This is a genomic window from Nocardioides soli (assembly GCF_014191495.1).
Lineage (GTDB): Bacteria > Actinomycetota > Actinomycetes > Propionibacteriales > Nocardioidaceae > Nocardioides > Nocardioides soli.
In genome coordinates, this window is record NZ_JACHWR010000001.1 from 2,085,925 (window position 1) to 2,109,206 (window position 23,282).

Below are 23,282 nucleotides of genomic sequence, written 5' to 3' on the forward strand. Positions count from 1 at the left end.
ACCATCCGCTGGTCAGGCGCACCCGGATCGCCCCAGGTGTTCGGGTGGGTGTTCGGGTGGGTGTCCGGGTGGGTGTCCTCGTGGGCGTCCTGGTGGGCGTCCTGGCGGCACCGACCGCGGAAGCCGCGGTTCCAGGGGCCTCTCGTTCCACCGGCTCGCACGCGGCTCGCGCGTCGGCTGCCACGACCACGTTGACGCCGTCCACGTACTTCACCTCCGTGGTGGACGCGTCCATGGTCGAGTTCCAGGGCTACACGTACTTCTTCGCCGACGACGACGTCCACGGGCGAGAGCTGTGGCGCAGCGACGGCACCGCGGCGGGCACCACCCTGTTCGCCGACCTGACACCGGGTGACGCCAGCTCGGACACGACGTTCGGGGCCGGTCCGACCGAGATGGTCGCAACCCGTAACCGGCTCTACTTCCTGACCGGCTCGATCCCGTACACGCTGTGGTACACCGACGGCACCTCGCCGCCTCGGGCGGCGAGCACCTCGGTGCCATACTTCCGATCCGGCCTGGTCGCCGACACCGACGGTGTCTTCATCGTGAATGCCGCCTCCCTGTACGGCATGAGGGACACCGAGTCGTCGTTGCGCGAGCTGGGCGGCAAGAGCGCCTTCTACAACGTCGGGATCCAGGGCGCCGCGCTCGACGGGGTCGTGTACTACGCGAACTCGACGGGCGGCAACGACTTCGAGCTGTGGCGCTCCGACCTCACCGCGGCCGGCACCAGCCGCCTCTCCGAGATCCGGGCCGGCAGTGCGTCGTCCGAGCCGCTGCTGTTCATGGCCACGTCGACACACGTCTACTTCGTCGCCGACGACGGATACCACGGCCGGGAGCTGTGGGTCACCGACGGCACCGCCGACGGCACCAGGCGGCTCACCGACCTCGCCACGGGCACGCGCGACACGGCGTTCGGGTCGTTCAGCATCGCCGGTGACCGGCTCTACTTCACCGCCACCCGGCAGGGCGCGCAACGGACCACGCTGTGGCGCACGACGGGTTCGACCCCGACCGCGGTCGGCGACCTCACGAACACCGCGACCGGCATCGCGCAGCCCTTCGCCGACCGGGCGGTGGTATCGCAGAACTTCGAGCTGTGGGCGGCCCGGCCCGGCGACGGCGGGGGTCTGAACCTGCTCAGCAGCACCTACAACCGATCCCCGGTGGTCACCCACCGCGGGCATCTCTACTTCCGCGGGTGGACCGATCGCTACGCGGGCGACCGGTCGTCGATCTACCGGTCGACGGGAACCGCCGCCGGCACCGTCGCGGTCTGGACCTCGTCGAGCTACCCCCAGTTCCTCAGCCCGGCGGGGCGGAACCTGATGTATTTCGTCACCGAGTCCGGGCTCGGGTACCGCCTTCGCTTCTACGTCCCACGGCCGGTGACCACGAAGCTCCGGGTGCGGTTGAACCGCACGACCTACGTCGTCGGGACCAAGCCCCGGGTGCAGGCCACGGCGGTCGTCAGCGGCGTCGCGCTGGGGCGGGTGACCTTCTACGACGGCCGCAAGAAGCTGCGGACGGTGGCGGTGCGCGACGGGCGCGCCTCAGTTCGCCTGACGGCCCGGCCGAGCGTCGGCAAGCACCGGATCCGGGGCCGGCTCGCTCCGACATCGCTGACCACCGCGGCACAGGGCAGCGCAGTCGTCACGGTCAAGAAAGCCGTCAGGAGTCGCTAGCGAAGCTAGGTTCGTCGGGGCTCGAGCCGGCCCTCCGGCTTCGAGCCGGCACGTCCAGCAGGGCCGATCGCGGTCGACCGCGGTGGGCTGGGGTCGTGATCGCTCGTCGCCGGCCTGGCCGGACCCCGATGCTGCGCTACGGCAGGCCCCCGACGGTCCGGAGGGTGAGGTCGGTGAGGACGATCCGCTGGTCGGACCTCTCGGCCGGGCTCGGGAGGTGCCGGTCCGCGGGCCCCGCGATCCAGGCGTCGGCCTGCGCGACGGGGAGGTAGCGGGGGTAGGCCTCCTGGGCGAGGATCAGCATCCACGAGCGGTCGCCGCCCGCTCCGCCGGCATCCCGATGGCAGACCGGGCCGAGATCCAGGAGCAGCGGTTCCGGCCCTCCCGATCCGGCGTCCTGCCCGACGGGCCGGGCGGCGACGCCCTCCGCGACGCGGAGGATCCGGCCGTCCGGCTGCTTCTGAGCCAGGGTGGCGACGATCCGCGCAGCGCCGTTCCACCGGACCTCGCCGGCGAGCTCCAGTGACCCGGCCACCTCGTCGGCGTCGAACCTCACGACGACGACGTCGTCGCGCTCGGTGGTCGCCCGCTCGTCGGGGAAGTCGGCCGCGAGCGAGCCCCAGACGAAGGTCTCCCCGCTGCCGGGGAGGTCGGCCGAGGCGGTCGGCGCGGGCACCACGACCGGCTCGTCGAACCGGGCGACGGCGACGTCACCCGGCACCGGTGGCCAGTGCGCTGACTGGAACGCCTGTCCCCGTTGGTCCTGATAGGTGACCCGCGGACCCCGTCGTCCGGTCGCGCCGTCCACCGCCGCCAGCAGGTGCGGCAGGTTGCGTCGGTAGCAGCCCACGAGGGAGCTCGCCCGGTCGGCCTGGGTCGACGCCCGGCGGAGCGCCGCCTCCCAGGGGTTGCCGAGATGATCGGTCGGGGCGAGCTCGAGGTGGTGCGCCTGCCCGGGACGCAATGCGGCGGCGGACCTGAACTCCTCGATCGTCCCGCGCGCCAACGGGTCCCAGTAGCCGGTCCACAGCACGATCGGAACGTCGGCCACACCGGCGCACCGGTCCGTCAGCCCACCGGCGAGCTCGGTGTCGCCGTCGCGATCGATCGGGACCGAGCGCAGCTCTCGGAGAGCGCTCAGGTCCGCGCCGCGGGTGTCGACGTCGGTGACGTCCGAGACCCGTCCCCAGCCGTCGATCGCCCACGGCAGGGTCTCGGGGAGTGCGCGCTGGCCGAACGACATGGCGATCCACTCGGCATTGAGCTGGAGCCGGAAGGCGCGGTCGCGGTACAGCCAGTCCGTCACCACCCGCGAGGTCGTCATGCCGGCCATCACGCCGACGATCGACGGATGCCGGCTCGCCGCGGCCGTGAGCGCCGTGAAGCCGCAGTAGGACTCGCCGGTCGGGACCAGCCGGCCCGCGGACCAGGGCTGCTCGGCGATCCACTCGACCAGGTCGCGCCCGTCGTCGAGCTCCTGCCGGAAGGGGCGGCACTGGCCCTCGGAGTCGAACTTCCCCCGCACGTCCTGGGAGACGAGGACGTGTCCGAGGCTCGTGAGGTACGCCGCGAGCTCGGGCACCGCGTCGAAGCCACCGCGACGCCCGTACGGCGTGCGGAGCACGAAGGTGAGGCCTTCGGGGCCCGGTCCGTCAGCCGGTAGATGGACGTCGGTCGCCAGCCGCACCCCGTCTCGGGTCGGCGCCTGCTCCGTGTGGCTGCGCACGGTCACGCCGGGCGCAGCGCGATGGCCCGCTCCGGGCACGCGGCGATGGCCTTGCGGACCTCGTCGAGCTGCCCCTCCGGAACCTCGTCCAGCAGCGGTACGGCGATGCCGTCGTCATCGAGGTCGAAGAGGTCCGGCCAGCCGAAGAAGCACAGCCCATGGCCCTTGCAGGCCGGGACGTCGACGACGAGGTGCTGGGGGTTGCTCATGCTCTTTCCTTGCTGCAGAGAGTCGGGGTGCGTGGTCGGCCGAGCGACACGGGTCAGCCGGCGTGCCCGGGAGAGGTCACCGGGACCGCCCGGTAGCCCCAGATCACGAAGGCGCCGGTGCGCTCCGGGGCTTCGGCGAGCTGCAGGTCGGGCACCAGGCGGGCCAGGTTCGCGAAGCTGGCCTCCAGCTCGACACGCGCCAGCGGGGAGCCCAGACAGGCGTGGACGCCGCCGCCGAAGTTCACGTGCCGCGACGCGCCCTCGCGGGTGATGTCGAGCTCGCGCGGCCGCTCGAAGACGCGCGGGTCCCCGTTCGCCGCGCCGTAGAGCATCGCGATCCGCGAGCCCCAGGGCAGCTCGACCCCGCCGACCTCGATGCCCTCGTCGAGGACCCAGCGCTCGAAGAGCTGCAGCGGCGGGTCGAAGCGGATCAGCTCCTCGACCGCCTGGCGCGCGGGCACCTCTCCCGACGTGACGAGGCGCCACTGGTCGGGGTGCTCGATCATCGTCGTCATCCCGTTGCCGGTGGTGTTGACCGTGGCCTCGTGCCCGGCGTTGAGGAGCACGATGATCGTGGAGACGAGCTCCTCGTCGGTCAGTCTCTCGCCCTCGACGTCCGCCTGGACCAGCCTGGAGACGAGGTCGTCGGCCGGGTTCCTCCGCTTGTGGTCGATCAGGTCCTGCGCCGCGCGGATGAAGTCGCCGGCGGACCGGTCCGCCTCGACGGCCTCCTCCGGCGTGGTGTTGACCTCGTACATCTTGACCATCGCGTGCGCCCAGTGCAGGAACATCGCCTCGTGGGCCCGCTCGGCGCCCAGGAGCTCGCAGATGATCGACACCGAGTAGGGCTGCGCGTAGTCGGTCAGCAGGTCGAACTGCGGCCGCTCGCGCAGGTCGACCAGGAGCTCCTCGGAGCGCTTGGCCGCGGGCTCCCGGAGGCCCAGCACCGTCTTCGGCGTGAACGCCGACGAGACCAGGCTCCGGATGCGGGTGTGGGCGGGGGGCTCCAGCTCCAGGAGGCTCCACTTCTCGGCCTGCCAGAAGTTGCGCCAGCGCGGGTCCTGGGGCGGCCGGCCGAACTCCTCGTCGGTGAACCGCTGGCGGTAGCTACGACCGAGACCGGGGTTGCGCTGGCACGCGAAGACGTCCTCGTGGCGGGTGATCAGCCAGCGATCCATCGCCGGCGCGTACGCGACGGGCGTCGACTCCCGCAGCGCGTCCAGGTGCGGATAGGGGTCGCCGAGGACCTCGGGGCGGGTCGGGTCGAAGTCGGTGGTCGGTGCGTGGTTCACGGCGTTGCTCCGGTCGGTAGGTCGTGCGAGTGGCTGGCCCGGGACGGCGGGGCGGTGCCCGCGACTGCGGGTCGTCGGGGCTCCGTCTCCGTCATGCGGTCGGTCATGCGCCGACACGCTTCGAGGACTCGGCGAGCGCGGTGCTCAGGGTCCGTCGCATCAGCATCGCGTCGCGGGCCCGGTTGATCGTCGCCCCGCCGACGAGGTCGTCGCCGAGCCGGAACGCGACGACGATCGAGTCGGCGTCGCGATGCTCGACGTGGGTCGTGGCGCCGTCGAGGAGGCGACCTACGGTCTGGATCTTCAGGTCCAGCTGGTCGGACCACACGTAGGGCACATGGAGGAACGGGGCCGGGGCGTGGCCGGCCAGGTCGGCGACGAGGTTCGCACCCGCACACGCGCCCTGCTCGCGCGCGGTCGTCCAGTGCGCGATCCGCAACCGACGCCCGTAGAGATGGCTGTAGGAGCTGGCGACGTCCCCGCAGGCGTAGATCCCGGGCAGGTCGGTCCGGCAGTACCCGTCGACCTCCACGCCGTCGGACAGGTCCAGCCCGGTGGCCGCGAGGAGGTCGGCGGCGGGCTCGACGCCGATGCTCAGGACGACGAGGTCGGCCTCGACCGCGCCACCGTCGAGCAGCCGGACCTCGGCGCGGCCTCTGCCCGCGGGCACGACGTCGCGGACCCGGGCGCCGAGCCGGAGCTCGCACCCGGCGGCGCGGTGGCGGTCGAGTACGAATCCGGCCACGTCGGCTCCCACGGCCGACCCGAGGGGCAGCTCGCTCACCTCGACGACCGTGCAGCGCTTGCCGAGGGCGACGACCGCCGCGGCGACCTCGAGCCCGACGAATCCGCCGCCGATGATCACGACGTCGTTCGCGTCGCCGAGGTCCGCGCGCAGCCGGAGCGCGTCGCCGGACGTCTGCAGGACGTGGCTGCGGACCTCCGGGCTGATGTGGAACGGGGCGCGACGAGGGCGGGTGCCGGTGGCCACCACCACGCCGTCGTAGGTCGTCGTGGCCGCGTCGGTGGTGACCGTCCGGTCCGCATCCACGGCCCGCACGGCATGCCCCAGGCGCAGGTCGACGTCCAGGTCGGCCCAGTCCTGGTCGGACCTGAGCGCGATCGCGTCGACCTCCTGGGTCCCGCTCAGGAGGCCCTTGGAGAGCGGCGGCCGGTCGTAGGGCCGCACCGACTGCGCGTCGTAGAGGTGGACCTCGCCCTCGAAGCCGGCGCCGCGCACGGCCTCGGCCGCGGCTACTCCCGCGACCGACGCCCCGAGCACGGCGATCCTGGACCCCTGGCTCATTGCTGCGGGTCCACCAGCACGAAGCCGGACACCTGGAAGTCCTCCATGCGACCGAGCGCGTCGGGCAGCTCTCCGAGTCCGAGCCGCTCGGTGACGAGCTCCTCGGGACGCCCCCGACCCGCGGCCACGAGAGCGAGCAGCTCGTCGTACGCCGGGTGCGGGTTGCCTGTCACGCCGAGGAAGGACAGCTCCTTCGCGACGATGAGGTCCACCGGCACCTCGATCGCCCCGGAGTCGGCGGGTCCCGTCATGCCCACCTGCACGTGGCGGCCGCCGACGTCGAGGGAGCGCACCGAGGCCTGGGTCGTCGCGGCGGTCGCGACCCCGTCGAGCGACACCGCGACGCCACCGCCGCTGAGGTCGACGACGGCCTCGACCAGGTCGCCCGGGTCGCCCAGGTCGGCCGAGTCGAGGACCAGCTCGGCGCCCGCGTCCCGGGCGAGCTCGAGCCGCTCCCGACCACGGTCGATCGCGATCACGCGGCCGCCGTACGCGGCGGCGATCTGGACCGCGGAGAGGCCGATGCCGCCGGCCGCGCCGTACACCGCGACCCACTCGCCGACGCGCACGCCGGCGATGCGCCGCACCGCGCTGTAGGCGGTCATGTAGCGACAGCCGAGCGCGGCGCCGGTGGCGTCGCTGACGGCGTCGGGCAGCGCGATGCAGTTGACGTCGGCGACCGGCACGGCCATCAGCTCCGCGAAGCTCCCGTCCACCCCGCCCCCGAGGAACCGGAGCTTCCGGCACAGGTTGCCGCGCCCCTGGCGGCACTGGTCGCAGTGACCACAGGCGAGGTGGAACGGCACGATCACCCGGTCGCCGACCTCGAAGCCACGCACCTGCGGGCCGGCCGCCACGACGACCCCGGCGACCTCGTGGCCGGGGATGAGCGGCAGGTCGAAGCTGGTGCCCAGCCACGCCCAGTCGCCCCGGGCGACGTGCAGATCGCTGCGGCAGACCCCGGTCGCGCCGACGCGGATGATCACGCCGTCGTCGTCCAGGACGGGATCGGGCACCTCCTGCACCTGCAGGGGCTTGCCGTGCTCGACCAGTACTGCCGCTCGCATGGGTCTCCTCGATCGTGAGAGGTGGGTGAGAACGCCGTCGAGGCTAGGTCTCTCATTGCCGCGAAGTCAAGCGCTTGACTCAAGCGGTGCATGAACTTTGACAGCCAGACATCAAGCGGTTGATGATCGGCCGACCGAGCGAGCGCCGCCGGCCCCGCGGGCGGGCGCGCTCTGCCAGAATGTGCCCGACACGACGGGAGGTCGGGTGGAGTCGGCAGCGAGCAGTCCAGGCGGTCCGGGACGGCAGCGGGTGACCGCGAAGGAGGTCGCCGACGCCGCGCAGGTGTCGACGTCCGTCGTCTCCCTCGTGCTCAACGGCAAGCACACCGGCCGGGTCGGTGCCGCGACCCGCGAGAAGGTGCTGGCGGCCGCCGACGAGCTCGGCTACCGCATCGACGGCCGCGGCCGCAGCCTCGCGACCGGACGCACGGGGATCATCGGGTACGCCGCGCCCGACGTGAACCCGTTCTTCGCCGTCGTCCAGACCGGCCTTCTGCGCGAGCTCAACCCCGACTACCAGGTGATCACGGTCGCCACCGACCTGCAGAGCTCGGCGGCGCGCGCCAACCTCTCGCAGATGCTGGCGCTCGGACCCGACGCCCTGGTCGTCTCCACGGTCGAGCCGGAGCGGATCCGCGAGCTACGACCCCGGTGCCCGGTGCTGATCCTCGACGCTCCCGAGGTCGAGTCGGACTACCCACGTATCAACGTCGACGTGGACCGATCCGCAGCGGAGCTCGCGCGCTACCTCACCGGCCTCGGCCACCGGCGGTTCGCCTACCTCGACCTCCAGGGCGGCTCACGCACGATCCACGTGCGTCGCAACGCGTTCGTCGAGACGGTCCGGGCGTCGTCACCCGAGTGCGAGGTCGTGCACGCCGAGTCCCCGGTCGACGCCGAGGCGGCCCGGGCGCTGGTGCGCGACCGGTGGCTGGCCTGGTCGCGCATGGGCATCACGGCCGTCGCCTGCGGATCCGATCCCCAGGCCTTCGGCACGATCGCCGCCCTGCACGACCTGGGCGTCGACGTTCCCGCCGAGGTGTCGGTCGTCGGCGCCGACGACCAGTCCTTCTCGACGATCGTCCAGCCCGCGCTCACCACCGTGCGCATCCCGGCCCTGGAGATGGGACGGCGTGCGGGGTCCGTGGTGCGGCGGATGCTGACCGAGGACGTGCCCGTGGAGGTCGAGATCCTCGAGACGGAGCTGGTCGTCCGCGACTCAGCGGGACCGCCGCCGGGTGCGCCGCGCTGACGCCGTCAGGTCATCGCCCACTTCACGTTGTCGTCGAGGAGATCGCTCGCGCCCGCGCGCCGGAAGCCCTCGGACTCGTAGTAGTCGAAGTCCCGGCCGCCCGTCGCGACCCACCAGGAGTCGAGTGCGCCGGCGAGCGACGCGACGACGTCCGCGTGGTCGGGCTCGTCGACGACGTTCCGCTGCTCGGACGGGTCCGACCGCAGGTCGTAGAGCTCGAGCGAGCGGTCGGGCCCGTAGTACTGCACGAGCTTCCACTCGCGGGTCCGGACCAGGCGGAATGGATGCACGCCCCAGTAGGCGGCGTAGTGCTGGGCGAAGACCATCTCGGGCGCGGCCTCCCCGGAGCCGGCGGCGACGAGCGACGGCATCGGCAGCCGACTGCGTGCGTGCCAGGCGCCCGTGCGAGTGACGCCGGCGAGGTCGAGCAGGGTGGCCGGGATCGCGACGTTGCTGACGAGATCGTCGACCACGCCGAGATCCGGCGAGCCGGCGCCCTTGACGATCAACGGGACCCGGAACAGCTCGTCGTAGGGCAGCGTGCCCTTGAGACGCATCCCGTGGGCGCCCATCAGGTCGCCGTGGTCGGAGGTGAAGGCCACGACGGTGTCGTCCCAGGCGCCGGCCTCCCGGACGCCGGCGACGACGTCGCCGACCAGCGAGTCCAGGTGGGCGATCATCGACAGGTAGCGGCGCACCTCGTCGTCGTACCGCCCCTCGGTCATCACGCCCTCGTCGGACCGCTGCCGACGCAGCTGGAACTCCGGACGGCCGTCGAGCGGGTCCCGCATGGATGCCGGCCGAGCGAAGGACTCCTGCGCGGGCTCGAACCCGGGGACCAGCTCGAACGGCGGGTGCGGCTCGTGGAACGAGACGGTGAGGAAGAACGGCCGGTCCGGAGGGGCGCTGCGGATGAAGTCGCAGGCATCCGCGGCGATGGACCGGTCGACCTCGGCGAGCCCGCCCACGACCCCGCCATGGTCCTCGACCACGTCGTACCCCAGGCGCTGGAGCGGGAAGCCGAGATGGCTCTTCCCGAAGTACGCCGTGCGGTAGCCGGCCCGCGCGAACGCCTGACCGACGGTGTCGTGGGTGTCGTCGACGTGGCCGGCGTGGTCGAAGAAGCCGTAGTTGGTCATCACGCCGGCCTCGTGCGGATGCAGTCCGGTGAGCAACGACGTGCGCGATGGCGTGCACTGAGGGTTGGACACGAAGCAGTGGGAGAAGTCCACACCTGCCTCGGCCAGGCCGTCCAGGTGCGGCGTCGACGACTCGGGGTCGAGACGGCCCTGGCGCCGGTACTGCATCTGATCGCTGAGGATCAGGATCACATTGCGCCGACGGGTACTCATCGCGGCGTCACTTCCACCGCACGACGAGCCGCTTGAGCAGGGCGATGAGCAGCACACCGGCGACCGCGAGGGCGGACGAGACCGCCATGGCGGCGTACAGGAACGGCGTCCGGAAGTCGTAGGTCGCCTGGATGATCAGGTTGCCGAGGCCCTTCTCCGACCCGATCCACTCCGCGACGATCGCGCCCAGGACGCACGACGTCGCGGCGATCTCGAGCGAGGAGAAGAGGAACGGCAGCGCGGCGTACCAGCGGGCCTTGAAGAAGATCTCCCAGGGCCGGGCCGACAGCACCTTCATCAGCTCGATGGTCTGCGGGTCGACCGACTTCAGGCCGACGACCATGTTGACCAGCGTCGGGAAGAAGCAGATCAGGGCGGCGATCAGGACCTTCGAGCTGATGCCGTTGCCGAACATGATCACGAAGACCGGGGCGACCGCGATGATCGGGATCGTCCGCAGCGCGACCGACACGGGATAGAACGCCCGGTAGACCAGGTCGCTGTAGACGAAGCAGACCGCGAGCAGGATCGCGACGCCGTTGCCGAGCAGGAAGCCGAGGAACGCCTCGGTCGCGGTCGGCCACAGGTTGTCGATGAGGATCTGCCGGTTCTCGACGAGCGCGGTCCATACGTCGGAGGGCGCCGGCACGAGGTAGATCGGCACCGCGAACACGCGCACGGTCAGCTCCCACAGCGCGATGACGAGCGCCGCGCCGGCGAACGGGATGAGCAAGCGCCCGAACGGAACGCCGGACTTCGCGCGGGCTCGGTTGCGGGTTGCGGTCACAGACATGGTGGTCATTCCTCTGTCACCTCTGGGAGTCGAGGGCGCGGCGGAGGTGGGACACGATCCGGTTGAACTCGGGCGTCTCGCGCAGGCCGACGTCGCGCGGGTAGGGCATCGGCACGTCCACGATCTCGTGGACGCGCCCGGGATTCGCGGCCATCACCACGATCCGCTGAGCGAGGAACACGGCCTCGGGGATGCTGTGCGTCACGAAGAGGACGGTCGCCCGGGACCGCTGCCAGATGTCGAGCAGCTCGACGTTGAGGCGGTCCCGGGTGATCTCGTCGAGGGCCCCGAACGGCTCGTCCATGAGCAGCAGCCGCGGGTCGGTGACCAGGGCGCGGGCGATCGAGGCACGCTGTCGCATGCCGCCGCTGAGCTGCGAGGGATAGGCGCCGGCGGCGTCGGTGAGGCCGACCAGGGCCAGGGCCTCCTCGGGGGTCAGTCCGGTCATCTGCCGGGAGCGGCGCGGGCCGACGGTGGCCGGCAGCCGCACGTTGTCGATGACCTTCTTCCACGGCAGCAGCGCGGAGTCCTGGAACACGAAGCCGACGTCGCGCGCCACCCTGGCCTGACGCGGCGGTCCACCGAGCACCTCCGCGGTGCCCGTCGCCGGCGCCAACAGGTCGCTGACCACCCGCAGCAGCGTCGACTTCCCGCAGCCGGACGGACCGAGGAGGGCGACGAACTCGCCGTCGGCCACGTCGAGGTCGACGCCGCGCAGGGCGGTGAAGGGCTTGCCGTCCCGGACGAACTCCACCGAGATGTCCGCGAGCCGGACCGCCGAGCCGGCGAGGGCGGGCGCCGCGGTCACTTCGAGCTCTCCGCACCCAGGTCGGCCGCCTCCAGCACGTCCATCGTGTACATGTCCTGGGGAGCGAGGTCGTCCTTGATGATGCCGAAGGACTGGAAGTCGGCGACGGTGCTCTTCCACATCGCCTCGTCCATCCAGCCGAACCCGTGGGTGGTCGCCCCGCCGCTCGCGACGTAGTCGGGCAGGTACTCCGTCAGCTGCTCGAGCTGCAGGTCGCGGTTGAGCGCCGGGTTGACCTCCATCAGGATGTCGACGGCCTCCTCGGGGTGGTCGAGGGCGTACTGCCACCCCTCGGCCGACGCCTGGAGGAACGCGGTGAGGTTCGAGATGTCCCCGTCCAGCGCGGCATCGGTGGCGATGTAGTAGTTGGACTGGAACTTGGTGCCGTTCTCGAACAGCAGCAGCTTGTTGAGCTCCGTGCCCTCGGCCGGCGCGAGCTGCTCCAGGTTGATCTCCCAGGCCGCGAACGCGTCCACCTGCCCCTGGAGGAGCGGCGTGATGTCGGAGCCCACGGTGACGGTCTTGACGTCGTCGAGTGTCATCCCGTTGTTGCGCAGCATCGACTCGAGCAGGGTCTCGCCGCCGACCTGGATGCCGACCTTCTTCCCGGCCAGGTCCGCGACCGAGGTGATGCCCTCGTCGGCGAGCGAGAAGTAGGCCAGCGGCGCCTTCTGCATCGCGGCCCCGAATGCCTTCACCGGGATGTCCTCGTTGCGCGCCAGCATCAGGCTCGGTGCGTAGGTGACACCCACGTCGGCCTTCCCGGCCGCGACCAGCTGCACCGGGTTGGCGTTCGGCCCACCCGGCGTCAGGTGCACGTCCAGGCCGGCGTCGTCGTAGAAGCCCTTGGCGTCCGCGACGTACTCGCCGGCGGCCTGGACGTTCGGCAGCCAGGCGACCTGCACCTCGATCGAGGAGTCCACGGCGGCCGCCCTGGTCGACTCGCGGTCGCCGCAGGCCGCCAGCCCGGCGGCGGCGAGCACCGCGGCCAGCACGGCGACCGCCGCGCGGCGCGGGCCCGGCCGGGTGGACCCCGCGTGCCCGAAAAGGATTTCAGCCATGCCAGTTGCTCCCTTGCGAGTGAGATCTGCGTCTCGTGAAATCGATTTCAGAATCCTGACCGCTGCCGAACCTGCTGTCAAGGGTCGCACCGACATCAACGGCCGGCGACATCGCCGGCGCCGGTCGTCCTCAGTCGGTCGACCGCGGCGCGCGGACCGGCGCGCTCGACTCCCGGACGATCAGCTCGAAGTCGAGCCGGATGTCCGGTCTGACCTCCCGCCCCTCGGCGGCGTCGATGACCGCCCGCGCGGCGGCCCTACCGTACTCGCCGAGGTCGCAGCCGATGGTGCTCAGCGTCGGCGTGACGAAGTCCGCGGTGGAGACCGACTCGCAGGAGATGAGTGCGACGTCGTCGGGGACGATCCGGCCGGCCTCGGTGAGCCCGCGCAGCGAGCCGATGGCCATCGGGGTGTTGGCGGCCACGATCCCGTCGATCGCGTGCCCCTCGGCGAGGAGGCTCCGGATGGCGTCGCGTGCCGGACCGGCCTGGAACGACGCGTCGACGGTGCGGAGGGTGGCGCCCCCGCTCTCGCTGGCGGCGCGGGCGCCCGCGCCCACCATGCTGCTGTACGGGCTCTCCCCCGCCCCGACGTAGACCAGGTGCCTGCGCCCCTGGCCGGTCAGGTGCCGGACCGCCTCCTCGCCCATGCCGTGGTAGTCCATGCCGACCCGGGGGACGTTCATGTCGGGGACGCCCTGGACGGTCGACACCACCGCGACGCCCTGCGCGACGAGCCGCGCGATCGCCGCGCTCACCTCGGGATCGGTGATGTCCTCCGCCGTCGCGATCACGACGCCGTCGACGTTGCGCTTCACGATCGAGCGGAGGAACTCGAGCAGGCGACCGCGCCGGTGGTCCAGGTCTCCGAGCAGGACCGAGTAGCCGGCCGCCTCCGCCTCGGTCGCCACCGACTTGGCCAACGCGCCGTGGAAGGACTGCGAGATGTCCCCGACCAGGAGGGCGATCGATCGCGTGGAGCCCGTGCGCAGGCTGCGTGCGGACGTGCTCGGCTCGAACCCGAGCTCCTTGATCGCGGCCAGCACCAGCTCGCGCTTGACCTCGGCCACGATCTCGGGGCGGTTCAGGACACGCGAGACCGTCGCGGGTGACACCCCGGCGAGCCGCGCGACGTCCGAGATCGTGGTCATGATCAGGGAATGCTAGTGGTCATCGCCGTTGATTACGTCGGGGGTATCCGTGCCCAGGGTGCGTGCCTCGCAAGGCGGCGGCGCGACGGCATACCTGGTTGTCTACCGAGCGTCGCCAACGCGGCGAGGTGTGTGCACTGGGTGCGTAGACCCTTGGTGAATCAACGGTGATGGTCACTAGTGCCTGCCGGATGGCCGACAGGTCGCAGCCGGCTCACTCGATGTGCTCCAGCGCGGCCGCGATCTCGGCGATCGGCGGGCGGTCGTGGTAGGTCAGCCTGACGCTACGGAGCACCCCGGCCGAGAACGGGTTCTCGCCCTGGTAGCCGGTGCCCACCTGGCTGACCGGGTCGCGCCCGATGTCGGCTCCCCAGAAGGAGAGATGCGCACTGGTGGTTTCGATGTCCGCGGAGCCCGCGTCGGCGCCGGACACGACCAGCGTCGCCCGCGAGGCCCGGCTGTCCGGATCGCGCTCCAGCCGGACGCCCAGCTCGCAGGCGCCGGTCGGGAGCGGCGAGACCGAGCGCACCTCGACGTCGCTCCCGAAGCCGTGGTGCTCGAAGACCAGCCGCCCGTCGGCGACGTACAACACGTACCCCCGGCCCGCCGACCCGCTCGCGAAGAGGACGCCCTGGTGATCGGCGCGGTAGCCCGCCAGGCAGGCGACCAGCTCGAAGGAGCGCTCCGAGCCGGTCAGTCCGGTCGCGAACGGGATGTGCCCGGTCCGGGCGGGCAGCTCCAGGCTCTTGCGCGCGGTCTGGCCGAACGGCGAGCGGAAGCCGAGCAGCTCCACGAGCGGCCGGTCGTCGAGGGGCAGGACATCGTGGCGACGCGCCTCCTCCCACCAGCAGTCGATCAGCTCGCGGAGCAGCTCCGGATGCTGCTCGGCGACATCGGTGGACTCGCTGGGGTCGGCGACGGTGTCGTAGAGCCGCCAGGTGTCGGCGTCGTAGTCGGACCCCGGCTCGTGGACCGTCACGGCCTTCCAGCCGTCGCGCCACAGGGCCCGGTGCCCCAGCATCTCCCAGTACTGGGTGCGGCGCTGAGCGGGCGCACTCGGGTCGACGAACGTCGGTCGGAAGGAGGCACCGTGGGTCGCGCACCGGTCGCCCAGCCCGACGAGCTCGAGCACGGTGGGCATCACGTCGACGACGTGGACGAACTGCGTGCGGACCTCGCCGTCGCCGGCCGCCCCCGCCGGTGGCGCGACGATCAGCGGCGAGCGCACCCCGCCCAGGTCGACGTACTGCTTGTACTTGCGGAACGGCGCGTTGCCCACACCCGCCCAGCCCTCCGGGTAGTGCGCCGGACCGTCCGGGCCGCCGAGCAGCTCGAGCCGCTGCACCTGTGCCTCGACCGGCTCGCTCAGGCCCGAGTAGGGCCAGTTGCAGTCGACGGCGCCGTGCGTGCCGCCTTCGCGGCTCGCACCATTGTCGGACATGACCAGGACGAGCGTGTTCTGGCGGCGACCGAGCTCCTCCAGCACCGCGAGCAGCCTGCCGAACTGGGCATCGGTGTGCTCCATCATGCCGGCGTAGGTGGCCTGCAGATGGGTGTAGAGCCGCTGCCGCTCGGGGGACAGCTCGGCCCACGCGGGCACGTTGGGGTCCCGCTCGGTCAGCCGGGTGTGCTCCGGGAGCACGCCCAGCTCCACCTGGCGACGCAGTCGTCGCTCGCGCTCGACGTCCCAGCCGTCGGCGAAGACCTCGACGTACGGCTCGATGTAGGAGCGGGGCGCCTGCATCGGAGCGTGCGCGGCGCCGAAGGCCACCTGCAGGAAGAACGGGTCGTCCGGCCGGAAGGCGACGTGGTTGGCGAGGAAGGTGGCCGCCTGGTCGACGAGGTCCTCGGAGAGGTGATAGCCGGGTCGATCCGGCGGCGGGACCTGACGGTTGTCCTCGTAGAGCTCGGGGAGGTACTGATCGGTGCATCCGTCGAGGAAGCCGTAGAACCGGTCGAACCCGCGGGCGAGCGGCCAGTCCCGATGCGGCCCGGCGGGCGTGACCTCGTGGTGTGGCGTCAGGTGCCACTTCCCCACCAGGTAGGTGCCGTAGCCGTGCTCCTGCAGCACCGCCGGCAGCATCGGGACGTCGGCGCTCACCCGCCCTCGCGAGTTCGGGAAGCCCGTGTCGGCGTCGGAGAGGAACCGCATGCCCACGCTGTGGTGGTTGAGCCCCGTCAGCAGGGATGCCCGGGTCGGCGAGCACAGCGGGGTCACATGGAAGTTCGTGTACCGGAGCCCGGCGGCCGCGAGCGAGTCGAAGTGCGGCGTCCGGATCGGCGACCCGAAGCAGCCGAAGTCCGACCAGCCGACGTCGTCGAGCACCACGATCACCACGTCGGGAGCCGAGCCCGGCACGCCGGGCCTCGGCGGCCAGTGCGGCTGCGACTCCGCCACCGTCCGACCGACGACCCCGGCAAAGCTCTCCGCCACACCAACCTCCTTGAAATCGATTTCAGAATCGTGCCGCAATCCCCTCCCCGCCGCAACCCCGGCCGTCAGGTCGCGGCGGCGACGCCGGCCACCGCGGCCACCGCGGCGGCGACCAGCAGCAGGTCGGTCCCGTCTCGTCGTGGCGAGCGAACCACCGCCAGGAGACCGGCGGGCACCGCGACCGCGAGAGCGGCGACCGCCAGCAGGAGCTGGAACCAGCCACCGGGCCGCGCCTCGACGACGAGATGGATCGACGAGAACACCGCCGCGAGCGCCGCGAGCCGGGTCCGGCTGCGCGAGAGCGCCGTCCGCTCCGCGGCGAGCCCGGGATCGGCCGCCATCAGTGCCACTCCCCGATCGCCAGGACGACGAGCCCGGCCGCCAGCAGGATCGCGATCGCCGTCGCGCCCATCGGAGCGGGCAGCCCGCGCTCGAGCCGCAGGGCACGTTCGGCGCGGGCCCAGCGGAGCCAGCCGACCAGGCACGCCACCGAGGCGAGGGCGAGCAGCACCCGACCGATCGCGGCGTCGAGCTGTCCCCCGGCCAGACTGCGCAGGGCGTAGCCGAGCGCCGACACGGCGATGGCCGTCCGGATCCAGGCCAGGAACGTGCGCTCGTTCGCCAGCGTGAAGCGCGGATCCGGCTCGCCGCCGCTGCCGTAGACCCACCTCGGTCGCCGTTCGACCTCCTCGACCCGCCGCATCATGGTGCCCAACTCCGTCCCGAACCTTGGCGTGAAATCGATTTCAGCATACGCTGCGTCGACCCCCGCACCTCAAGCACGAAGGAGACCGCCCATGCGTCATGACGCCGTCGAGGTGATCGCCGCGAAGCGTGACCGGTTGGAGTTGAGCGACAGCCAGATCGATTGGGTGATCGATGCCTACACCCGCGGTGGGGTGGCCGATGAGCAGATGTCGGCGTTGTTGATGGCGATCCTGCTCAACGGGATGGGCCGGCGGGAGGTCTCGCGGTGGACCGGGGCGATGATCGCCTCGGGGGAGCGGATGGACTTCTCGGGGCTGTCGCGGCCGACCGCGGACAAGCACTCGACCGGTGGGGTGGGCGACAAGATCACGCTGCCGTTGGCGCCACTGGTCGCGGCGTGCGGGGTGGCGGTGCCGCAGCTGTCGGGGCGGGGGCTGGGCCACACCGGTGGCACGCTGGACAAGCTGGAGTCGATCCCGGGGTGGCGGGCGGGGCTGTCGAACCAGGAGATGCTTGCCCAGCTGGAGTCGGTCGGTGCGGTGATCTGCGCGGCCGGGGACGGGCTGGCCCCGGCGGACAAGAAGCTCTACGCGCTGCGCGACGTGACCGGCACGGTCGAGGCGATCCCGCTGATCGCCTCCTCGATCATGTCGAAGAAGATCGCCGAGGGCACCGGCGCGCTGGTGCTCGACGTCAAGGTCGGCACCGGCGCGTTCATGAAGGACCTCGACGCCGCCCGCGAGCTCGCCGAGACCATGGTCGCGCTCGGACAGGACGCGGGGGTGCGCACGGTGGCGCTGCTCACCGACATGACCACCCCGCTCGGCTACACCGCCGGCAACGGCATCGAGGTCGCCGAGTCCGTCGAGGTGCTCGCCGGCGGCGGACCCGCCGACGTGGTCGAGCTGACCCTCGCGCTGGCCCGCGAGATGCTCACCGGCGCCGGCCGCGGCGACGTCGACCCGGCCGACAAGCTCGCCGACGGGACCGCCATGGACACCTGGCGACAGATGATCCGCGCCCAAGACGGCGACCCCGACGCCCCGCTCCCCACCGCACACGAGACCCACACCGTGACCGCACCCGCCACCGGCACCCTGACCCGCCTCGACGCCATGGCCGTCGGCCTGGCCGCCTGGCGCCTCGGCGCCGGCCGGGCCCGCAAAGAAGACCCCGTCCAGGCCGGCGCCGGCGTGACCTGGCACGCCCGCCCCGGCGACCCCATCACCACCGGCCAACCCCTGTTCACCCTCCACACCGACGACCCCGACCGCATCGACCGCGCCCAGACGTCCCTCGACCACGGCTACGACATCACCACCGACAACAACCCCACCAGCACGCCATACCAGCCCACCCCCCTCATCCACGACCGCATCGGCTGAGTCGGGACTCAATCTCCCAGCGCGGTCTCGATCCGGGTCTGGACGGCGTCCAGGGCCTCCTGCGCGGGGCCCGGTGTCGTGGTCATCGCCTCGACGTCCTGCCGGGCGCGCCGCACCGCGTCCCGGAGCTCCAGGGCTCGGGCGCGGTCGGTGTCGTCGTGGCCGCGGGAGGCCAGAGCGGTCAGCTGGTCCTCGGCCTCGGTGACGCGGGCCACGTTGCTCGCGGTCCAGGCACCGAGGTCGTGCCGGAGCTCGGGCACGAGCTGCCTGCCGAACCAGGCCACCTCGGCCTCGGACGCCGCCAGGTCGGCGGCCCACGATGCCCGCCGCCGGTGCCGGACGAGCAGCGGCACGCCGATCACGAGGAGCAGGGCGACGGCGCCCAGCACCCACCACAGCCAGGTAGGTACACCGCCGTCCGCCGTGTCGTCCGTCTCGGCGTCCGTCTCGGCGTCGGCGGAGGCAGGCGGCTCGCTGGCCGGCGCGGTCGACGGGGCGTCCGTCGTGGGCGTCGGCGTCAGCGTGGGATTCGGCGTGGGGGTCGGGCTGTCGGTGACGGTGATCGTGGCGGTCGGCCGGGGCGTCCGGTCCGGAGATCGGGACGGACGCTCGGTGGGCGTTCGCGAGGGGGTCGGTCCAACCGAGGCCTCCGGGCTGCTCGGGGTGGAGTCGCTCGGGGTGCTCGGGCTGGTGGCGGACTCGCTCGGCAGCGCCGAGTCCGAGGCCTCCGGAGTGTCGCTCGCCCCGGGAGATCCGCTCGGGAGCGCCGGGGTCCGGGTCGGCGTGCGCGTCGGCTCCACGCTCGGCGTCCGGGTCGGCGACGGCAGGCCGGTGCCGTCGCCCTCACCGCCGCAGCCGGCCAGCACCACCAGGAACGCACAGGCCATCGCGGCCCCGGAGCATCGCAACCTCATGCGCCGGAAGGTAGGGGTCCGGAGGAGAGGGGCACACCACCCCCGAACGGGTGGTGATCTCCGGCCGCCGGCAGGTCGATGACGTCCGGAGCGGCGGCCCCGCTCCCCTGCGTGGCAGATCGGTGCGCGACGGGCGGCGCGAGCCATCCGGCTCGCGATGCGGGTTCCGGCTGACCGGCTCAGCCTCGGCGGGTCGGACCCACCGCTCCGCGTGCGTGTTCGCCCCTCACCCCGGCGGGGGTGGCGTCGGGGTGAGGACGTAGCAGACGGTGACCGAGTGCAGCGCTGGCGTCACCGCGTCGTCGGTGGTCGAGAGGTAGGCCCGGTACTGCAGGTATCGCATCCCGTCGAACTGGGCCAGGCTGGCACCGCTGGAGGTGAAGTACGTGTCGGCGGTGCCATCGGGGCCGACGAAGGTGAAGGGACCGGTGCTCGAGTTGCTCGCCGCGACCTGGAACCTCACCGTGGTGCCGGCGGGTGCGTCGGCGTCGAAGGCCAGCGCCGACCACTCCGCCCGCTGGCCGGCGGCCGGGGCGGCGTCCTTCACCGAGGACGTGAACGTCCCCGAGGTCTGGAAGCCGGTGCCCGTCAGGATGTGCACCTGGAAGCCGGAGTCCGTACTGACACCGCCGGTCAGCGGAACGGACCAGACCGTGCCGCTCGTGGCTCCGGCCACCCGCGTACCGGCCGCGTACACGTCAGAGCCCGCGGTCGCCGAACCCGAGCGCGTGAGGGCGTAGGTCCCCGGCGACGGGTTGGCGGTCGGGCGGACGACGAACGCGTACTGCGTACCCGCCGTGACCGAGTACGGCGTGGCGAAGGTCGCGGTGTAGCTGCCGTCCGCGCCCGAGGAGAAGCCCGCGATCGTCCCCGTGGCCAGGTCGCTGCCGGTCGGCAGCCCGCCGCTGGTGGCGCGGATCGAGACCGTCAGGTCGGGCGTCGTGCCCGTGCACCCGCTGCAGAACAGGCGGACGTCCAGCCGGGTCAGCGCGCCGGACAGGCTCGGGGTGAACGTCTGGCCGCCCCACGTCGTGGTGGTGACGCCGACGCCCGACGTGCCGACCGTCCCGTTGGACTGATCGACCACGGGTGCGCTCGCGCCCAGCTGCAGACTGCCGGGGACGGTCGAGGCGTCGCAGCCGGCGGCCGTGCCCGCCTCGAAGTCGGCCTTCGCATCGTCGGTGAAGCATCCGGCCGGGAAGACCGAGATCGACACCGTCTTGATGCTCGACGTCTTGACCGCGTCGCAGCCGGGCGCGCCCGTCGTACAGTCGTCCGGGTCACCGCGGTCGGTGACCGAGTAGGTGAAGCTGTCGGAGCCGGTGTAGCCGGCGGTCGGCGTGTAGGTCCGCGTGGCGCCGCTGCCACTCAGGGTGCCGTGTGACGGGTTGGTGACGATCGTGTAGGTGAGGTCCGCGGCGCTGGTCTCCACGTCGGACACCAGCGTGTCGAGAGGCACCGACAGGTCGGTGTCCTGTGGCCCGCCCACCTCGCCGTCCGTGGCGACCGGCGCGTCGTTGACGGGGGTGACGGTGATGGTGACGGTTGCGGCCGTCGAGCTGGTCGTGCCGTCGTCGACGGTGTAGGTGAAGCTGTCGCTGCCGTGGTAGTCGGCGTCGGGGGTGTAGCCGACGGTGGCGGTGCACTGGCTCGGCGTGCTCGCGTCGCAGTCGGAAGCGGGGGCGAGGGTGGTGAGCGAGCCATGGGCGGGCTCAGTGACTGCGAACGTGAGTGGGTCGCCGTCGACGTCGCTGCCCGAGAGGTCGATGGACGTGTCGCCGTCCTCGGCCACGGTCCCGGTGTCGCCGACCGCCTGGGGTGCGTCGTTGACGGGGGTGACGGTGATCGTGACGGTTGCGGCCGTCGAGCTGGTCGTGCCGTCGTCGACGGTGTAGGTGAAGCTGTCGCTGCCGTGGTAGTCGGCGTCGGGGGTGTAGCCGACGGTGGCGGTGCACTGGCTCGGCGTGCTCGCGTCGCAGTCGGAAGCGGGGGCGAGGGTGGTGAGCGAGCCGTGGGCGGGCTGGGTGACTGCGAACGTGAGTGGGTCGCCGTCGACGTCGCTGCCCGAGAGGTCGATGGACCGGTTGCCGTCCTCCGGCACGCCGGCGACGTTCTTCGCGTCGGCCGCCGGGGCGTTGTTGGGGGCCGGGTCGACCGTCACCTCGACCGTCGCGGGAGCCGAGTCGACCGCTCCGTCGTTGACCCGGTAGGTGAAGCTGTCGGACCCACTGAAGCTCACGGCCGGCGTGTAGACGACCGTCGCGGTGCAGGTGCTCGGCGTCGTCCCGCTGCAGGTGGCGGCCGGGGCGGTCGTGTCGACCGAGCCGTGTACCGGCTGGACGACGTGGAAGGTCAGGCTGTCGCCGTCTGCGTCGCTTCCCGACAGCGTCAGCGTCGTGGAGTCGCCGAATGCCACGCCGCCCAGCGTCTTCGCGTCGGCGGTCGGTGCGACGTTGACGTGGCTCGGGGGGACCGGCGTCTCGGGCGCGGGCGGGTGCCGGCGAACCTGCTCGCAGGTCGGCGACACGACGTCGCGGGCATCGGCCAGCGCGACGTCGTTCCTGCCACCGTCGCACTGCAGGCGGTCGGAGAAGCCGGCGCCGTCGCGGCCGTCGAGGCGGTCGTCGCCGCTGCCGCCGTAGAGCCGGTCGTCGCCCCGGCGGCCGTTGAGCCGGTCGTCGCCCTTGCCGCCGTAGAGCCGGTCGTCGCCCTTGCCGCCGTAGAGCCGGTCGTCGCCGCTGCCGCCGTAGAGCCGGTCGTCGCCCCTCCCGCCGTAGATGATGTCGTTCCCGCCACCACCGTGAACGACGTCGTCGCCGCCGCGCGCACAGATGACGTCATCGCCGGGCGTACCGACGATCCGGTCGGGACCCTTGGTGCCGACGATGGTGCACCGCACTCCGGCGGGGGCCCCGGAACCGCTCACGGCGACCGCCTGGACCGCCGGCACGAAGGCCACCAGCGCAGCGATCCCGCACAGCATCGACCGGACCACCAGCGTAGAACGCGTCACGTCTTCCCCACCTGATCATGGCGCGGCAGAAGGCGCCCAAACGCTTGGACGGGTCGACGCTATCCCTCGGCGCTGTGTTCTGTACCTCGATCGTCCGGTTTGGCCGTGCGATGAAGCCCACGCCGCGCGAATCGCGACGCGGGCGCCGCGCTCGGACCGGTGCACCTGCATCGTCCGGTCCGGGCGGTCAGTCTCCGGCCTGTCGGTCAACGGGGCCGGATCGCTTGCCGAACCGGGCACGTGGCGGACAGGTCACGGCATGGAATACTCGCGGCACTGGGTCAGGAACGACGCCGGGGCCACCCCCATCGATCTCCTGAACCCCGGGCCCCTAGCTCAATTGGCAGAGCATCGGACTTTTAATCCGCGGGTTGTGGGTTCGAGTCCCACGGGGCCCACCGACCGCGGGCGACCCCAGGGTCCGGCGAAGCCGCCGTCCTCCGAACGGGCTAGGCGCACCCCAGGCTTTGCCCCGGGCACTACCCACGACGATCGGGAGCGCATAGCCTCTGCGAGGTTGAACCGTCGGTGACCCGAGACGCCGGCGGTTCACTCCATTTCGGACCGGATCAGGAGCGGGTCAGCCCGGTGTCGATCCAGTAGCGGCGCTTGCCGTTGCGGGTGTCCTCGTAGACCCCGCCGCCGCGCTCGATCGTGCCCCGCGAGCCCACGTTGTCGTCGTCGCAGGTGACGAGGACGCGGTCGATTCCGAGGTCGGCGGCCCGGTGGACGGCCAGGGCGAGGGCGCGGGACGCGTGGCCCTGCCGACGGCGTGAGGGGCGTACGCCGTACCCGATGTGGCCGCCCTCCTCGAGCAGCCAGGCGTTCAGGGTGTGCCGCAGCGCCAGGAAGCCGACGACCTCACGGTCGGGCCCGTCGCGGTCGGTGATCCAGAAGTAGGTGCAGTGCACCTTGTCGTCGGGCAGCGGCGTGGCCGGGTCGGCCTGCGCGACGAGGTGCTCGACGACGGCGCGACAGCCGTCCTCGGTGACGTCGAGCGTCTCGAACTCCCACAGCCCCGCACCGTGGACGTGCTGCTCGCCCGCCCGATGGAACTCGCCGATCGCCTCCGCCCAGGAGGCGGCGAGGGCGACGTCGGGAAGGTCCAGGGAGGTCATGGC

At 72.0% G+C, this 23,282-nt stretch carries 19 protein-coding genes and 1 tRNA gene; 4 read left to right on the plus strand and 16 right to left on the minus strand.

All coding sequences use genetic code 11. From position 1 onward, the window contains the following. Positions 1–233 precede the first annotated feature (233 nt). Complete coding sequence (locus tag FHU40_RS10295; RefSeq protein WP_183592090.1) at positions 234–1,691, plus strand: hypothetical protein; 1,458 nt, start codon at positions 234–236, stop codon at positions 1,689–1,691. Between the two features lie 136 nt (positions 1,692–1,827). Here the strand turns inward: FHU40_RS10295 and FHU40_RS10300 are convergent, their stop codons facing one another. From FHU40_RS10300 to FHU40_RS10320, 5 genes are all read right to left on the minus strand, one after another. Continuing rightward, on the minus strand, positions 1,828–3,417 hold the full coding sequence (locus FHU40_RS10300) for a CocE/NonD family hydrolase (RefSeq protein WP_183592091.1): 1,590 nt from the start codon (positions 3,415–3,417) through the stop codon (positions 1,828–1,830). 2 nt (positions 3,418–3,419) lie between these two features. After that, positions 3,420–3,626: a ferredoxin gene (locus FHU40_RS10305; RefSeq protein WP_183592092.1), complete on the minus strand. Its 207-nt coding sequence runs from the start codon at positions 3,624–3,626 to the stop codon at positions 3,420–3,422. A gap of 53 nt (positions 3,627–3,679) precedes the next feature. Beyond that, on the minus strand, positions 3,680–4,918 hold the full coding sequence (locus FHU40_RS29450) for a cytochrome P450 (protein ID WP_183592093.1): 1,239 nt from the start codon (positions 4,916–4,918) through the stop codon (positions 3,680–3,682). Between the two features lie 103 nt (positions 4,919–5,021). Next, complete coding sequence (locus FHU40_RS10315) at positions 5,022–6,224, minus strand: NAD(P)/FAD-dependent oxidoreductase (RefSeq protein WP_183592094.1); 1,203 nt, start codon at positions 6,222–6,224, stop codon at positions 5,022–5,024. Further along, positions 6,221–7,291, minus strand: a complete 1,071-nt coding sequence (locus FHU40_RS10320; protein WP_183592095.1) for an alcohol dehydrogenase catalytic domain-containing protein — start codon at positions 7,289–7,291, stop codon at positions 6,221–6,223. Before FHU40_RS10320 ends, FHU40_RS10315 begins: the two co-directional genes overlap by 4 nt. A 250-nt stretch (positions 7,292–7,541) precedes the next feature. Between FHU40_RS10320 and FHU40_RS10325 the strand changes: the two genes are divergently transcribed. After that, positions 7,542–8,543, plus strand: a complete 1,002-nt coding sequence (locus tag FHU40_RS10325; protein ID WP_183592096.1) for a substrate-binding domain-containing protein — start codon at positions 7,542–7,544, stop codon at positions 8,541–8,543. A gap of 5 nt (positions 8,544–8,548) precedes the next feature. Here the strand turns inward: FHU40_RS10325 and FHU40_RS10330 are convergent, their stop codons facing one another. The 8 genes from FHU40_RS10330 to FHU40_RS10365 form a co-directional block, all read right to left on the minus strand. Then, positions 8,549–9,895 carry a sulfatase family protein gene (locus FHU40_RS10330; RefSeq protein ID WP_183592097.1) on the minus strand — a complete coding sequence of 449 codons (1,347 nt, stop codon included), beginning with the start codon at positions 9,893–9,895 and terminating at the stop codon, positions 8,549–8,551. Between the two features lie 7 nt (positions 9,896–9,902). Continuing rightward, positions 9,903–10,688 carry an ABC transporter permease gene (locus FHU40_RS10335; protein ID WP_221199551.1) on the minus strand — a complete coding sequence of 262 codons (786 nt, stop codon included), beginning with the start codon at positions 10,686–10,688 and terminating at the stop codon, positions 9,903–9,905. 16 nt (positions 10,689–10,704) lie between these two features. Continuing rightward, positions 10,705–11,496, minus strand: coding sequence for an ATP-binding cassette domain-containing protein (locus tag FHU40_RS10340; protein WP_183592099.1), 792 nt, complete (start codon positions 11,494–11,496; stop codon positions 10,705–10,707). Then, positions 11,493–12,557, minus strand: coding sequence for an ABC transporter substrate-binding protein (locus FHU40_RS10345; protein ID WP_183592100.1), 1,065 nt, complete (start codon positions 12,555–12,557; stop codon positions 11,493–11,495). Before FHU40_RS10345 ends, FHU40_RS10340 begins: the two co-directional genes overlap by 4 nt. 130 nt (positions 12,558–12,687) lie before the next feature. Continuing rightward, positions 12,688–13,707, minus strand: coding sequence for a LacI family DNA-binding transcriptional regulator (locus tag FHU40_RS10350; RefSeq protein WP_183592101.1), 1,020 nt, complete (start codon positions 13,705–13,707; stop codon positions 12,688–12,690). Positions 13,708–13,921: 214 nt separating this feature from the next. Then, positions 13,922–16,141, minus strand: coding sequence for a sulfatase-like hydrolase/transferase (locus FHU40_RS10355; RefSeq protein WP_183592102.1), 2,220 nt, complete (start codon positions 16,139–16,141; stop codon positions 13,922–13,924). 65 nt (positions 16,142–16,206) lie between these two features. Next, positions 16,207–16,482, minus strand: coding sequence for a DUF202 domain-containing protein (locus FHU40_RS10360; protein ID WP_183592103.1), 276 nt, complete (start codon positions 16,480–16,482; stop codon positions 16,207–16,209). Beyond that, complete coding sequence (locus FHU40_RS10365; protein ID WP_183592287.1) at positions 16,482–16,847, minus strand: YidH family protein; 366 nt, start codon at positions 16,845–16,847, stop codon at positions 16,482–16,484. Before FHU40_RS10365 ends, FHU40_RS10360 begins: the two co-directional genes overlap by 1 nt. A 91-nt stretch (positions 16,848–16,938) precedes the next feature. Between FHU40_RS10365 and FHU40_RS10370 the strand changes: the two genes are divergently transcribed. Further along, entirely contained in the window at positions 16,939–18,234 is a 1,296-nt protein-coding gene (locus FHU40_RS10370) for a thymidine phosphorylase (protein WP_183592104.1), read from the plus strand. 8 nt (positions 18,235–18,242) lie between these two features. Here the strand turns inward: FHU40_RS10370 and FHU40_RS10375 are convergent, their stop codons facing one another. Beyond that, positions 18,243–19,148, minus strand: coding sequence for a hypothetical protein (locus FHU40_RS10375; RefSeq protein WP_183592105.1), 906 nt, complete (start codon positions 19,146–19,148; stop codon positions 18,243–18,245). 226 nt (positions 19,149–19,374) lie between these two features. Continuing rightward, positions 19,375–22,161, minus strand: coding sequence for an Ig-like domain-containing protein (locus tag FHU40_RS10380; RefSeq protein WP_183592106.1), 2,787 nt, complete (start codon positions 22,159–22,161; stop codon positions 19,375–19,377). 325 nt (positions 22,162–22,486) lie between these two features. On the opposite strand from FHU40_RS10380, the gene FHU40_RS10385 reads away from it, so the two are divergent. Then, positions 22,487–22,559, plus strand: a tRNA-Lys gene (locus FHU40_RS10385). A gap of 171 nt (positions 22,560–22,730) precedes the next feature. Here FHU40_RS10385 and FHU40_RS10390 read toward each other — a convergent pair. After that, entirely contained in the window at positions 22,731–23,279 is a 549-nt protein-coding gene (locus tag FHU40_RS10390; protein WP_183592107.1) for a GNAT family N-acetyltransferase, read from the minus strand. Positions 23,280–23,282 lie beyond the last annotated feature (3 nt).

Coding starts and splice junctions, on each gene's coding strand:
- FHU40_RS10375 (WP_183592105.1), bottom strand. CDS start 19,148: ATGAGGTTGCGATGCTCCGGGGCCGCGATGGCCTGTGCGTTCCTGGTG.
- FHU40_RS10330 (WP_183592097.1), bottom strand. CDS start 9,895: ATGAGTACCCGTCGGCGCAATGTGATCCTGATCCTCAGCGATCAGATG.
- FHU40_RS10315 (WP_183592094.1), bottom strand. CDS start 6,224: ATGAGCCAGGGGTCCAGGATCGCCGTGCTCGGGGCGTCGGTCGCGGGA.
- FHU40_RS10335 (WP_221199551.1), bottom strand. CDS start 10,688: ATGTCTGTGACCGCAACCCGCAACCGAGCCCGCGCGAAGTCCGGCGTT.
- FHU40_RS10390 (WP_183592107.1), bottom strand. CDS start 23,279: ATGACCTCCCTGGACCTTCCCGACGTCGCCCTCGCCGCCTCCTGGGCG.
- FHU40_RS10345 (WP_183592100.1), bottom strand. CDS start 12,557: ATGGCTGAAATCCTTTTCGGGCACGCGGGGTCCACCCGGCCGGGCCCG.
- FHU40_RS10305 (WP_183592092.1), bottom strand. CDS start 3,626: ATGAGCAACCCCCAGCACCTCGTCGTCGACGTCCCGGCCTGCAAGGGC.
- FHU40_RS10350 (WP_183592101.1), bottom strand. CDS start 13,707: ATGACCACGATCTCGGACGTCGCGCGGCTCGCCGGGGTGTCACCCGCG.
- FHU40_RS10320 (WP_183592095.1), bottom strand. CDS start 7,291: ATGCGAGCGGCAGTACTGGTCGAGCACGGCAAGCCCCTGCAGGTGCAG.
- FHU40_RS10370 (WP_183592104.1), top strand. CDS start 16,939: ATGCGTCATGACGCCGTCGAGGTGATCGCCGCGAAGCGTGACCGGTTG.
- FHU40_RS10360 (WP_183592103.1), bottom strand. CDS start 16,482: ATGGCGGCCGATCCCGGGCTCGCCGCGGAGCGGACGGCGCTCTCGCGC.
- FHU40_RS10365 (WP_183592287.1), bottom strand. CDS start 16,847: ATGATGCGGCGGGTCGAGGAGGTCGAACGGCGACCGAGGTGGGTCTAC.
- FHU40_RS10295 (WP_183592090.1), top strand. CDS start 234: ATGGTCGAGTTCCAGGGCTACACGTACTTCTTCGCCGACGACGACGTC.